Consider the following 12,341-nt stretch of genomic DNA (forward strand, 5'->3'; position numbering starts at 1 on the left):
CGACTTGCGCAACCCGCCGGCGGTGCTGGCGGGGTCTGTGCTACGGAACCCTTAGCGGGCTCTTCGCGATCATCGATTCGAATGTGCGCAACAGCGCCGGGTCGCATTTGGCGCCGGCTTCCTGGTGCAGGATGCGCATGATCTCCGCGTGCGTGCGCGCGGGGTGATAGGGACGCGCATCGCCCAGGGCATCGTAGGAATCGGCCAGGGAAATGATGCGCGAATGCAGCGGGATGTTCTCGCCGCGCAGGCCTGCGGGATAGCCTGATCCGTCAAAATGCTCGTGGTGATGGCGCACCGCCCGCGCGATCAGCTCGCGTTGCGGGATGTCGCTGTGCATGATGATGTCGGCGCCCACCGCGGCGTGCGCCTTCATGATTGCCCAATCATCCGGGTCCAGCCGCTTGGGCGAATACAGCACTCGGTCCGGCGTGCCGATCTTGCCGATATCATGCAGGCGGGCAGCGACCGCGACCACCTCCTGCTCGGTTTCCCGCAGGCCGCAGGCCCGGGCCAGCGCCACGCTCAGCGCAACAACTCTTTCAGAATGGCGGCCGGTGGCCGGGTCGCGCGCCCGCATGGCGGCAAACAAGGCCGCCACGCAGGAGCCTGCTGGATATTCGGGTACGTCTGGAGGCATCGGTCATCGCGCGCAAGTGGGTCGTGCCGCATTGCGCTGTAGCAAAAGGTCGCGATTCTGACACATTGCGCAGCAATCCTTGCCGATCAGATGCCGCGCCCCGGGGCAAAGCAGTGCCGGTCCCGTCCCGCGCATGCCGCGGGATCCGGGTCCGGCACGCCAGGACTCAATCCTTCAACCGGTCCAGCAGCGCCTGCGCCACACCCACGGAAGACGCTGGATTCTGGCCCGTGACCAGCAGGCCGTCGCCGACCACGTGCGGCTGCCAGTCCGGGCCGCTGGTGTACTGCCCGCCCAACTGCTTCAGTTCATCCTCGACCAGGAAGGGCACCACGTCGCTCAATTGCACAGCCGCCTCTTCGGCATTGGAAAAGCCGGTGACCTGCCTGCCCTGCACCAGCGGCTTGCCGTCGGCCGTCTTGGCGTGGCGCAGCACGCCGGGCGCATGGCAGACGGCCGCGACGGGCTTGCCCGCCGCCAGCATGGTTTCGATCAGCGCAACCGAATTGGAATCTTCCGCCAGGTCCCACAAGGGGCCGTGGCCCCCGGGGTAGAACACGGCGTCGTAGTCGGCCGCCTGCACCTGCGCCAGCCGCAAGGTGGCGGCCAGTTGCCGCTGCGCGTCCGCATCCTGGCGAAAGCGCCGCGTGTCGTCGGTCTGGGCGTCGGGGTCGTCGCTCTTGGGGTCCAGCGGCGGCTGGCCGCCCGCGGGCGAAGCCAGCGTGACCTTGGCGCCGGCGTCGACGAAGGCGTAGTACGGCGCAGCGAACTCCTCCAGCCAGAAGCCGGTCTTGCGGCCGGTGTTGCCCAGCGTGTCGTGGGAAGTCAGCACGATCAGGATGTTCATGTGGCGCTCCTTTCGTCCGGGCCGACGCGCACGATGCGCTTGCCGGCGTTTTCACCCCTGAGCAGCCCGATCAGGCCGCGCGGCGCGTTCTCCAGCCCATCGACCACATCCTCGCGGTACTTGATGCGGCCTTGCTTGATCAAGTCTTCCATCGCCTCGCGGAATTCGCCGTAGCGGTGCGCGTATTCGTTGAAGATGATGAAGCCCTGCATCTTGAGGCGCTTGGTGAGGATGGTGCGCATCAGCAGGCCCAGGCGGTCCGGCCCTTGCGGCTGGCTGGTGGCGTTGTAGGCCGAAATCAGGCCGCAGACCGGTATCCGCGCGCGCGGGTTCAAGAGCGGCAGCACCGCGTCGAAGACCGCGCCGCCGACGTTCTCGAAATACACGTCGATGCCCTGCGGCACGGCGCGCGCCAGGCGGCCCGGCAGATCGGGCGCCTTGTGGTCCAGGCAGTCGTCAAAGCCCAGTTCCTGGACCACGTAGCGGCACTTGTCCGCGCCGCCCGCGATGCCGATCACCTTGCAGCCATGGATCTTGGCGATCTGGCCGACCACCGCCCCGACCGCGCCGCTGGCCGCGGCCACCACCACGGTTTCGCCCGCCTTGGGCTGGCCGATGTCCAGCAAGCCCATGTAGCCGGTGAACCCAGGCATGCCCAGCACGCCCAGCGAGTAGGACGGATGTTCGGGATTGGGCCCCAGCCGCAGCAGGCCGGCGCCATCCGACAAGGCGTAATCCTGCCAGCCGGATTGCGCCAGCACCCACTCCCCCGCACGGTAGTCGGGATGATTCGAGGCTTCGACCCGCGTGACCGTGCCGCCGACCATGACGGCGCCGACCTGCACCGGTTCGGCATAGGACGGCGCGTCGCTCATGCGGCCGCGCATATAGGGATCGAGCGACAGGCACACGGTGCGCAGCAGCACCTGGCCGGGGCCGGGTTGCGGCACCTCGCCGGTTTCCAGGCGGAAATCGCTGTCCGCCGGCTCGCCCTGCGGGCGTGCGGCGAGCACGATGCGGCGGTTGATGGAAGACGATTGCGGCATGACGGTCCAGCCTCCTGCAAGTAAGCCGCCCGGGCCTGGCGCACACGACCCGGGTGGCGGGATGGGGTACCGATCCATTACACCATCGAAGCCCGCGCATCCGGCGCGTAACCCTGAAGAGCGCCCCTCTTTTAATTAATTAATAATTTAATTAACATACGCCGCATGCGTTCCGCTCCCTCTGCCCCCTCCCGCCGGCCCGGCCGTCCGCCGCGTCCCGACAATGCCGCCGCCCGCGCCAACCTGCTGGACACCGCCACCGGCCTGTTCGCGGCCCAGGGCGTCGCCGCCACCACGCTCACGCACATCGCGCAACGCGCCGGCGTCACCACGGCGATGGTGCATTACTACTTCAAGAGCCGCGACCAGCTGATCGACGCGGTGGTGCAAGAGCGGATCGTGCCGGTCATCGGCTACGTCTGGTCGCCGCTGCCGCAGGCGCAGACACCCGCGTCCGACCCCGCCGCAGCCGCGCGCGCCTTCATCGCGGAGGTCGTGGGCCGGCTGGTGCAGAGCGCTGTCGAACGGCCCTGGCTGCCGGCCCTGTGGCTGCACGAGGTCGTGAATGAAGGCGGTCAGCTGCGCGAACGCGTGCTGCGCCATCTGCCCGCCGAACGCCTGCAGGCCTTCATCGGCCTCATCACCGAATGCCAGCTTGCGGGCACCATCACCCCCGGCGTGGAGCCGCGGCTGGTCTTTCTTTCCGTCCTGGGACTGACCCTGCTGCCGCTGGCCACCTCCGGCCTGTGGCAGCGCGTCCTGCAGGACGCCGCGCAACCGCAAGCCATAGACACCCGCGCGATCGCGGCCCACGCCATCGCCATGCTCACCGGCGGCCTGTTCTCGCCGTCCGCCCCGACTCCCGCCATTCCAGGACGCTGACCATGCGCATCCCTCCCGTCTTGCGCCGCCCCCTGCCCGCCTCGGCGCTGGCCTTGCTTGCCCTGGGCGGCTGCGGCAAGGACAGCGGCGCCTTCTTCCAGGGCTACGCCGAAGGCGAATATGTCTACGTGGCGTCGTCCGAGGCCGGCCGGCTGGCCGAGCTGCCGGTGCGGCGCGGCCAACAGGTCGAGGCCGACGCGCCGCTCTTCGCGCTGGAGGCCACGCGCGAAACCGCGGCGCGTGACCAGGCCAGCGCGCAGCTGGCCGCCGCCGTGGCCCAGGAAGAAGACATCGCCACCGGCAAGCGTCCGCCCGAAGTGGACGTCAGCCGCGCCCAGCTGGCGCAGGCCGAGGCGGCCAGCCGCCGCTCGGCGGCGCAACTGCGGCGCGATACCGACCAGTTCCGCATCGGCGGCATCGCGCGCGCGCAGCTGGACGACAGCCGCGAACAGGCGCAATCGGATGCGGCGCGGGTGCGCGAATTGCAGGCCCAGCTGGAAGTGGCCCGCCTGCCCGGCCGCGACGACCAGCGGCGCGCCCAGGCCGCCCAGGTCGACGCGGCCCGCGCCGCGCTGGCCCAGGCGGAATGGACATTGGCGCAGAAGCGCCTGGCGGCGCCGGCCGCCGGGCTGGTGTTCGACACGCTCTACCGCGTGGGCGAATGGGTGCCTGCTGGCAGTCCGGTGGTGAGCCTGCTGCCGCCGGGCAATATCAAGGTGCGCTTCTTCGTTCCGGAAACGGCGCTGGGCGCGCTGAAGGTGGGGCAACAGGCGACGGTGCGCTGCGACGGCTGCGGCGATCCCATCCCTGTCCGCATCGATTACATATCGGCTCAGGCCGAATACACGCCGCCGGTGATCTACAGCCGCGAAAGCCGCAGCAAACTGGTCTACATGGTACAGGCGCGGCCAGCGCCCGAAGCCGCCACGCGACTGCACCCGGGGCAGCCGGTGGAGGCGGTGCTGCAATGAGCGCGCCCGCCGCCACGCAGGAAGCGTCCGCCGGCCAGTACGTCATCGACGTGCACGGGCTGAACAAACGCTTTGGCAACAAGCACGTCGTCAACGACGTGTCGCTGCAGGTGCGCGAAGGCGAGATCTTCGGCTTCCTCGGCCCCAACGGCAGCGGCAAGACCACCTGCATCCGCCTGATGTGCGGCCTCTTGACGCCGGACTCGGGCAGCGGCACCTGCCTGGGCTACGACATCCTGCGCGACAGCGCGCAGATCAAGCGGCACGTCGGCTACATGACGCAGAAGTTCTCGTACTGGGACGACCTGACCATCCGCGAGAACCTGGACTTCGTGGCGCGCATGTACGGCATGCCCGAGCGCAAGGCAACGGTGGAGCGCGCGCTGGAAGACCTGGGCCTGCAAAGCCGCGCCAAGCAATTGACGGGTTCCTTGTCCGGCGGCTGGAAGCAGCGCCTGGCATTGGCGGCCTGCCTGCTGCACCAGCCCAAGCTGCTGCTGCTGGACGAACCCACGGCGGGCGTGGACCCGACCGCGCGGCGCGACTTCTGGGAGCAACTGCATGAGCTGGCGGCGCGCGGCATCTCGGTGCTGGTCAGCACGCACTACATGGACGAAGCCGAGCGCTGCCACAAGCTCGCCTACATTTCCTACGGCCGCCTGCTGACGCAGGGCACGGCCGAGGACGTCATCGCCGAGCAGCACCTGACCACCTGGGCCATCCATGGGCACAACCTGGTGCCGCTGGCGCAGCGCCTGCGCGACGCGCCGGGCGTGGACCAGACCGTGGCCTTCGGTTCCGCGCTGCACATCAGCGGCCGCGACGCGGCCTTGCTGGAACGCACGCTCAGGGACGCCATCGCCGGCCAGGACCTGAGCCTGGAGCCCATCGACACCAGCCTGGAGGACGTCTTCATCTATCTGATGAAGCGCTCCACCGACAACTTCGCGAGCCCGCCATGATGCGCCATCTGCAAGGCTTTTCCTGGTCGCGCTGGTGGAGCATGGTGCTCAAGGAGTTCCTGCAGCTGCGCCGCGACCGCATCACCTTCGGCATGATCGTGGGCCTGCCCATCATGCAGCTGGCGCTGTTCGGCTACGCCATCAACACGAACCCGAAGCAGATGCCCACCGCGGTCATCACCGCGGACCACAGTCCGTTCACGCGCAGCTTCGTCGCGGCGATGAAATCGTCGGACTACTTTCACATCATCGAGGAACTGGACAACGAAGAAGCCGGACGCACGGCGCTGGCCCAGGGCCGCGTGCTGTTCGTCCTGACCATCCCGCCGGACTTCAGCCGCAAGCTGCTGCGCGGCGAACGCCCCGCGCTGCTGATCGAGGCCGACGCCACCGATCCCATGGCGACCGGATTGGCCATAGGCGCGGCCACGCAGTTGTCGCAGGCCGTGGCGCAGAAGGACTTGACCGGACCGCTGGCCAGCCTGGCGGGCGGCCAGCCGCCCTTCGACGTGCTGGTGCACCAGCTCTACAACGAAGAGCAGATCTCGCAATACAACACGGTGCCGGGCCTGATGGGCGTGATCCTGACCATGACCCTGGTGATGATGACCGGCCTGGCCATGACGCGCGAACGCGAACGCGGCACGATGGAAAACCTGCTGGCGATGCCGGTACGGCCCCTCGAAGTGATGACGGGCAAGATCGTGCCGTACATCGCGATAGGCCTGATCCAGTCCAGCATCATCCTGCTGGCCGCGCACTTTGTTTTCCACGTGCCGTTCCTTGGGTCGCTGCTGGCCGTGTACCTGTCGGCGCTGGTGTTCGTGGCCGCCAACCTGACGGTGGGCATCACCCTGTCGTCGTTGGCGCAGAACCAGTTGCAGGCCATGCAGCTGACCATGTTCTATTTCCTGCCCAACATGCTGCTGTCCGGTTTCATGTTCCCGTTCCAGGGCATGCCGATGTGGGCGCAGTACCTGGGCAACCTGCTGCCGCTGACGCATTTCAACCGCCTGATCCGCGGCATCCTGCTCAAAGGCAACGGCTGGTGGGACTTGTGGCCCAGCATCTGGCCGCTGCTGGTGTTTACCGTGGTCGTCATGACCGCCGCCGTGAAGTTCTACCGCCGCACCCTGGATTGAACCGCCATGTCCCGCTCCACGCCTTTGCCCCTCCCGCCCACTGCGCCGCCGCGCCCGGTCGCGCTGGTCCTGTGCGCGCTGCTCGCGGGCTGCGCCGTGGGGCCGGACTTCGAGCGCCCGGCGCCGCCGCAGGTCGACGCCTATGCCGCGCCCCGCGATGCTTCTGCGCCCATCGGCGCGCAACGCCTGCAAGAAGGCGCCGACATCCCTGCGCAATGGTGGCAGCTGTTCCGCTCCGAAGCGCTCGACCAGCTGGTGCGGCAGGCCCTGCGGGCCAGTCCCACGTTGGAGCAGGCGCGCGCCCGCTTGCGTCAGGCAAACGAAGACCTGAACGCCGAAACCGGCGGCCGCATGCTGCCCCAGGTCAATGGCAACCTGTCGGCAACGCGGCAGAAGGTGGACCCCGCGGCCTTCGGCGTGCCGGTGGCCGAACAGCCCCCGCCCTTCACGCTCTACAACGCGTCCATCGACGTGTCCTACACTCTGGACGTATTCGGCGGCAACCGCCGCGCGCTGGAAGGCCTGGGCGCGCAGGCGGACTACCAGGCGCATGAGCTGCAGGCCGCGCGCATGTCGTTGGCCGCCAACGTGGTCACCGCCGCCATCCGCCAGGCCGACCTGAGCGAACGCCTGACCGACACGCGGGCGCTGCTTGCGGCGCAGGAGCGGCAGCAGGACATCATGCGCCAGCGCCAACAGGCGGGCGGCGTGTCCGAGGCCGACCTGCGCAATCAGGAGCTGCTGGTCGCGCAGACCCGGGCCACGCTGCCGCCGCTGGAATACCAACTGGCGCAGGCCACGCATCAACTGGCCGCTTACCTGGGCCTGGCGCCGGCCGAACTGCGATCCGCGCCCCTGCGGCTGGCCGACCTGACGCTGCCCGCCGACGTGCCCACCGGCGTGCCGTCGGCGCTGACCCGCCAGCGGCCCGACATCCTGGCCGCGGAGGCGCTCTGGCATCAGGCCTCGGCCAATGTCGGCGTGGCCGTCGCCAACCAGTATCCCCAGTTCACCCTGACCGCCAGCTTCGGCTCGCAACGCACCCGCGTGGGCGACCTGTCCAATGGCCTGAACGTCTGGAGCCTGGGCCTGGGACTGGTCCAGCCGCTGTTCCACGGCGGCGAGCTGCGCGCGCGCACGCGCTCGGCCGAGGCCGCCTACGATGCGGCCGCGGCCGGCTACCGTCAAACAGTGTTGGAGGGCTTCCGGCAGGTCGCCGACGCCTTGCGCGCCGTACAGACCGACGGCGACGCCTACCTGGCCAGCGACGAGGCATGGCGCCGCGCAGATGAAGCCGAACGCATCGCGCAAGGCCGCCACCAGGCCGGCGGCATCAGCCACCTGAGCCTGCTGGACAGCCAGCGCCAACTGTTGCAGACACGCATTGCGCGCACCGCGGCGGACGCGGCGCGCCACGCCGACACCGCTGCCTTGCTGCAGGCGCTGGGCGGCGGCTGGTGGAACGAAACGCCCGCCGACGCACCATAACGGTGCTGCGACACGCCTCCCGTAACCATGCCCGAGAATTCGGGTCATAAAGTGGCGTTGTGCGAGGTTTAGGAAATCGCTGTATCCGATGCATCATGCATGCGCCCATGCTGCACAGATCACAACGATTCATGAATGACCTACTAGACCTGATCGTCTTCTCGCCCGATCCCGGCGTGCGCGCGCACCGCGGCGCCGCGCTGACGGAAATGGGTTTCTCGCCCCGGCTGTGCGAAGACTCCAACAGCCTGTTCCGCCTGTTTCAGGCCCGCCGCACCCCTTTGCTGGTGATGGAAACCGAACTTTCCGATCTCTGCATGGCCGTGGCCGGCCTGCGCGCCCTGGACACCACCGCGGGCATCGTCGCCATATCCAACTTCGACTCCCCTGAAAGCCGCATACTCGGGCTGCATTGCGGCGCCGACGTCTGCCTGCCGCCAGACGCGGGCGCAACGGAAATCGCCGCCGCGCTGCAGGCGCTGGTGCGGCGCATACCCACGGCCGGCCGGCGCGCCGCAGATTCCGAGCCGCGCCCGGCGCAACCGGCGCCGGCAGGCGAAGCGATGGCCAAATGGCAATTCCACGACGCGGCCTGGACGCTGGTCAGCCCGCAAGGCAAACGCCTGGCCCTGACGCTGGCCGAGCGTGAATTCCTGCTCAAGCTGACGGCTTCCGCCGACAAGCGCCTGCCGCGCGCCGACGCAGCCATCACGGACTCGCATGGCGGCCACGAATCGATGCGCCGCACCGACGTGCTGGTCAGCCGCCTGCGCCGCAAGGCCCAGGACCTGAACCTGGAGCTCCCGATCCGCACCGTCTGGGGCTGGGGTTACGCCTTTACCGGAGAAATCTGAGGCGGCTGGCCGCGATCGGCGCACGCGCCGCCGCGGCGCTGCGCGGCGGGCGTATCATGCGGCGTACGAGGCCGACTCCCGGCCTGCGCCCGCCACATCCCGATCTACACGCCCCGACATGGAAGTCTTCGAACGCCTGCAAGCCCTGCTTGCCCAGAACCAGGTCCGCTACCGCCTGATTGAACATGCCGCAGCCGGCCGCTCCGTCGAAGTCGCGGCGATCCGCGGCACCGAGGTCAGCCAGGGCGCCAAGGCGCTGGTCTGCCGCGTCAAGATATCCTCCAACCAGCGCCGCAATGTGCTGGCCGTGTTCCCGGCCGACAAGCAGGCCGACCTGGACGCAATCGCCCGCGCGGCCGGCGGCAAAAAGGCGTCGCTGGCGTCGCAGGACCTGGCGCGCGAACTCACCGGCTGCGAGATCGGCGCCATCCCTCCCTTCACTTTCAATCCCGACCTGCACCTGCTGGTGGATCCCAGCCTGCGCCAGCGCCACGATGAAATCGTGTTCAACGCCGGCCGCCTGGACGCCTCCATCCTCCTGAACACGGAAGATTACTTCCGGCTGGCCGCGCCCGACGAGGCGCCGCTGATCAAGGCCTGACTCCGGGCCGCGCCACGAGGCTGCCGTGTTCCGTTCCTCGCTGAAACATGCCGCGCGCAACACCAACATGCGTTGGCTGATGAGCCTGGCGCACATGGAGCCTTCGCCCGTCAGCCGCTGGGTGGCGCTGCGTGCCGCCCTGGCCATCGGCTTGCCTTCGGCGGTCGGACTCGCGCTGGACCAGAGCGCGGCGGCGGCCTTGGTCGCGCTGGGCGCGCTGCCCGCCATCACCGGCGACAATGGCGGCCCTTACCGCAACCGCGCGCTGTCCATCGGCGCCACCGTGTTCGGCGGCGCGTTTGGGTACTTCCTCGGCACGATGATTGCCGGACACGGGCTATGGACCTCCGCGGCCATGACGCTGCTGGTGCTGGCGGCCAGCCTGGTCGGCACCTTCAACAACATCGCCGCCGTTTCCACGCTGCAATTCGCCACCTACGTCATCGTTGGCGCCAGCCTGACTTCCAACCTGCCGTCCTGGCTGCCTTCCGTGCTGGTGGGAGCCGGCGGCCTGTTCGGGCTGGCGCTGACGCTGACGGGCTGGGTGGTCAACCCGATAGCGCCCGAACGCGCCGCCGTCGCCATGGCCTACCGCAAGCTGGCCGCCATGTTCGCCGCCATCGGCACCTCGCACACCATGAGCGCGCGGCGCGACATGGAAGCGGCCATGACCACCGCCTACGACACCGTGCTGGCTGCCCGCCGCGGCGCGGCCGGCCCCTCCCCCCGGCTGGCGCGGCTGGCGGCGCAGCTGCAAGCCTGTACGCCGCTGACCAATACCGCGCTGGAGCTGGCCCGCGCCGGCCGGGTGCTGCCGCACGATTGCGCACGCGTCATGAACCGGTTGGCCGACCGCGTCGAGAACGATGCGACGCCGGACCCGCGCGAGGACATCGCGGCCTTGCGGCAGGCGGACATGGCACCCTTGGCCGACGCGCTGGCCCAGGTGCAGCCCCTGCTGGACGGCGCCACGCTATCCGAGGCCGACGCCTTTGCCGGCCTGCCCCCCCGCGCGGCCGCGCACGCCCTGGCGCGTGCTGGCGCGCACCTACCGGCCGGGGCCGACCACCTTGCGCTATCTGGTGCGGCTGGGGCTGTGCCTGATCGCCGCCGAGGCCGTGTCCATGGCGTTCTCGCTGCCGCGCTCCTACTGGGTGCCGCTGATCGTGGTGGTGGTGTTCAAACCCAACTTCGGCTCGGTGTTCGCGCGGGCGCTGCAAAGCTGCGCGGGCAGCGTGGTCGGCGTGGCGATCAGCGCGACCGTGCTGGCGCTGGACCGCAACGGCATCGTCAGCCTGCTCACGGTGGCCGGGCTGGCGTCCCTGCTGCCCTGGTCGGTGCGGCGCAACTACGGCTTGTTCTCGGCCATCCTGCTGCCCATCCTGATGCTGCTGATCGGCGCGCTGCAACCAGGCAGCTGGCCCATCGCGCTGGCGCGCCTGATCGACGTGGCCGTGGCCGCGGGCATCGTGCTGCTGGTGGGCTACCTGCCGTGGATACGGATCGAGCGCAGCAACCTGGACCACACCGTCGCCGCCGCCATGGACACGCTGGCCGCCTACCTGAACACCGTGTTCCAGGCCGATCCCACCAGCCGCCACGACCTGCGCGCCAGCGCCTACGCGCGCCTGTCCGACCTGCGCATCGCCTTGCAGCGCGGGCTGTCGGAACCGCGCCTGGTCAGCCGCCGCGCGCTGGCCTGGTGGCCGGTGGAGGTCGCGCTGGAGCGCGTGGCCAATGCCATTTCCGACACCGCCTGGTCGCTGCCCGCCGACCAGCCGGCGCCCAGCGCCGCAGAGCTGGCACAACTGGCGGCCAGCCTGCACCAGATGAGCGCCGCTGTTGCGCAAGGCGCGACCATGCCGGCCGCCGCCATCGCGTCGCCCGCGCCGGCGCTGCGCGACGTGGCCGCCCAGATCGAAGCCTTGCGCGCCGCGCTGGCCGGCCCGGATTTCGCGGCCGCGCCAGGCAAAGCCATTCCCGACAAACCCGCCAACCAGGTCTGAACCATGTGTCTTGCCGTACTGGCCCTGCATGCCCTGCCGGGCATCCCCGTCCTGATCGCCGCCAACCGCGATGAATTCCACCAACGCCCCACCTTGCCCGCCGCGCAATGGCCCGATGCGCCCGAGGTCTACGCCGGCCGCGACGGCCTGGCCGGCGGCAGCTGGATGGGCGCGACGACCGGCGGACGCCATGCGCTGGTCACCAACTTCCGCGAACCGGGCCGGATCATCGAGAACGCGCCTTCGCGCGGCGCGCTGGTAGAAGACTATCTGCGCGGCACGGCCTCCGCGGCCGACTACCTGGCGCAAGTGCATGCCAAGGGCCAGGCCTACAACGGCTTCAACCTGATCGTGGGCGATGCGCGCGAAGCCTGGTATCTCAGCAACCGCGATGGCGGCCCGCGCCGCCTGGCTCCAGGCGTCTACGCCCTGTCCAACCATCTGCTGGACACGCCCTGGCCCAAGCTGGCGCGCACCAAGGCGGCTTTCGAAGCCGTGCTGCGCAGCGGGCCGCAGCCGGACCTGCCCGCGCTGATGGCCGCGCTGGCCGACCGCCAGCCCGCCGACGACGCCGACCTGCCCGCCACCGGTCTGCCGCTGGATCGCGAAAGGCTATTGAGCAGCCCGTTCATCGTCAGTCCGAACTATGGCACCCGCAGTTCCAGCGTACTGGCGCTGCGCGACGGTGGCGCCGGACAGCTGGATGAAAGGCGCTTCGCCCCGGACGGCTCGGTCAGCGGCGAAAGCCGGCTGACATTTTCCTGGCGCGCGGCACGCAGTACGCTTACCTAGGCTGCGGAAACAATCGGTTGATATCGGAGACCCGCCGGCGCGAACTCCGCGCCGGCATGCGGGTCGAAATGTTCATGCGCGTACAAAACCGCGCAGATCGTCCTATCCAG

General features: G+C 69.3%; 12 protein-coding genes. 9 read left to right on the forward strand and 3 right to left on the reverse strand.

Features of this window, described 5'->3' with window-relative positions:
• Positions 1-40 precede the first annotated feature (40 nt).
• From ACZ5YA_RS06505 to ACZ5YA_RS06515, 3 genes are all read right to left on the reverse strand, one after another.
• Entirely contained in the window at positions 41-640 is a 600-nt protein-coding gene (locus tag ACZ5YA_RS06505; protein ID WP_464092210.1) for an HD-GYP domain-containing protein, read from the reverse strand.
• 166 nt (positions 641-806) lie between these two features.
• Positions 807-1,487 carry a type 1 glutamine amidotransferase domain-containing protein gene (locus tag ACZ5YA_RS06510; RefSeq protein WP_059380036.1) on the reverse strand — a complete coding sequence of 227 codons (681 nt, stop codon included), beginning with the start codon at positions 1,485-1,487 and terminating at the stop codon, positions 807-809.
• Positions 1,484-2,533: an NADP-dependent oxidoreductase gene (locus ACZ5YA_RS06515; protein WP_464092211.1), complete on the reverse strand. Its 1,050-nt coding sequence runs from the start codon at positions 2,531-2,533 to the stop codon at positions 1,484-1,486. Before ACZ5YA_RS06515 ends, ACZ5YA_RS06510 begins: the two co-directional genes overlap by 4 nt.
• A gap of 165 nt (positions 2,534-2,698) precedes the next feature.
• Between ACZ5YA_RS06515 and ACZ5YA_RS06520 the strand changes: the two genes are divergently transcribed.
• The 9 genes from ACZ5YA_RS06520 (at position 2,699) to ACZ5YA_RS06560 (ending at position 12,231) form a co-directional block, all read left to right on the forward strand.
• A complete protein-coding gene (locus ACZ5YA_RS06520; RefSeq protein WP_464092212.1) occupies positions 2,699-3,415 on the forward strand; it encodes a TetR/AcrR family transcriptional regulator in 717 nt (238 codons plus the stop codon).
• A 2-nt stretch (positions 3,416-3,417) separates the two neighbouring features.
• Positions 3,418-4,386, forward strand: a complete 969-nt coding sequence (locus ACZ5YA_RS06525) for an HlyD family secretion protein (RefSeq protein ID WP_059380034.1) — start codon at positions 3,418-3,420, stop codon at positions 4,384-4,386.
• Positions 4,383-5,348, forward strand: coding sequence for an ABC transporter ATP-binding protein (locus ACZ5YA_RS06530; RefSeq protein WP_118932074.1), 966 nt, complete (start codon positions 4,383-4,385; stop codon positions 5,346-5,348). Before ACZ5YA_RS06525 ends, ACZ5YA_RS06530 begins: the two co-directional genes overlap by 4 nt.
• Entirely contained in the window at positions 5,345-6,490 is a 1,146-nt protein-coding gene (locus ACZ5YA_RS06535; protein ID WP_059380032.1) for an ABC transporter permease, read from the forward strand. The genes ACZ5YA_RS06530 and ACZ5YA_RS06535 overlap by 4 nt, the downstream gene beginning before the upstream one ends.
• A 6-nt stretch (positions 6,491-6,496) precedes the next feature.
• Complete coding sequence (locus ACZ5YA_RS06540; protein ID WP_464092213.1) at positions 6,497-7,978, forward strand: efflux transporter outer membrane subunit; 1,482 nt, start codon at positions 6,497-6,499, stop codon at positions 7,976-7,978.
• Between the two features lie 131 nt (positions 7,979-8,109).
• On the forward strand, positions 8,110-8,832 hold the full coding sequence (locus ACZ5YA_RS06545) for a response regulator transcription factor (RefSeq protein ID WP_306637328.1): 723 nt from the start codon (positions 8,110-8,112) through the stop codon (positions 8,830-8,832).
• Positions 8,833-8,950: 118 nt separating this feature from the next.
• A complete protein-coding gene (locus ACZ5YA_RS06550; RefSeq protein WP_464092214.1) occupies positions 8,951-9,433 on the forward strand; it encodes a YbaK/prolyl-tRNA synthetase associated domain-containing protein in 483 nt (160 codons plus the stop codon).
• A 992-nt stretch (positions 9,434-10,425) separates the two neighbouring features.
• Positions 10,426-11,439: an FUSC family protein gene (locus ACZ5YA_RS06555; protein WP_464092215.1), complete on the forward strand. Its 1,014-nt coding sequence runs from the start codon at positions 10,426-10,428 to the stop codon at positions 11,437-11,439.
• 3 nt (positions 11,440-11,442) lie between these two features.
• A complete protein-coding gene (locus tag ACZ5YA_RS06560; protein WP_059380028.1) occupies positions 11,443-12,231 on the forward strand; it encodes an NRDE family protein in 789 nt (262 codons plus the stop codon).
• Positions 12,232-12,341: the final 110 nt, after the last annotated feature.

Source organism: Achromobacter sp. JCM 18799, assembly GCF_055395645.1.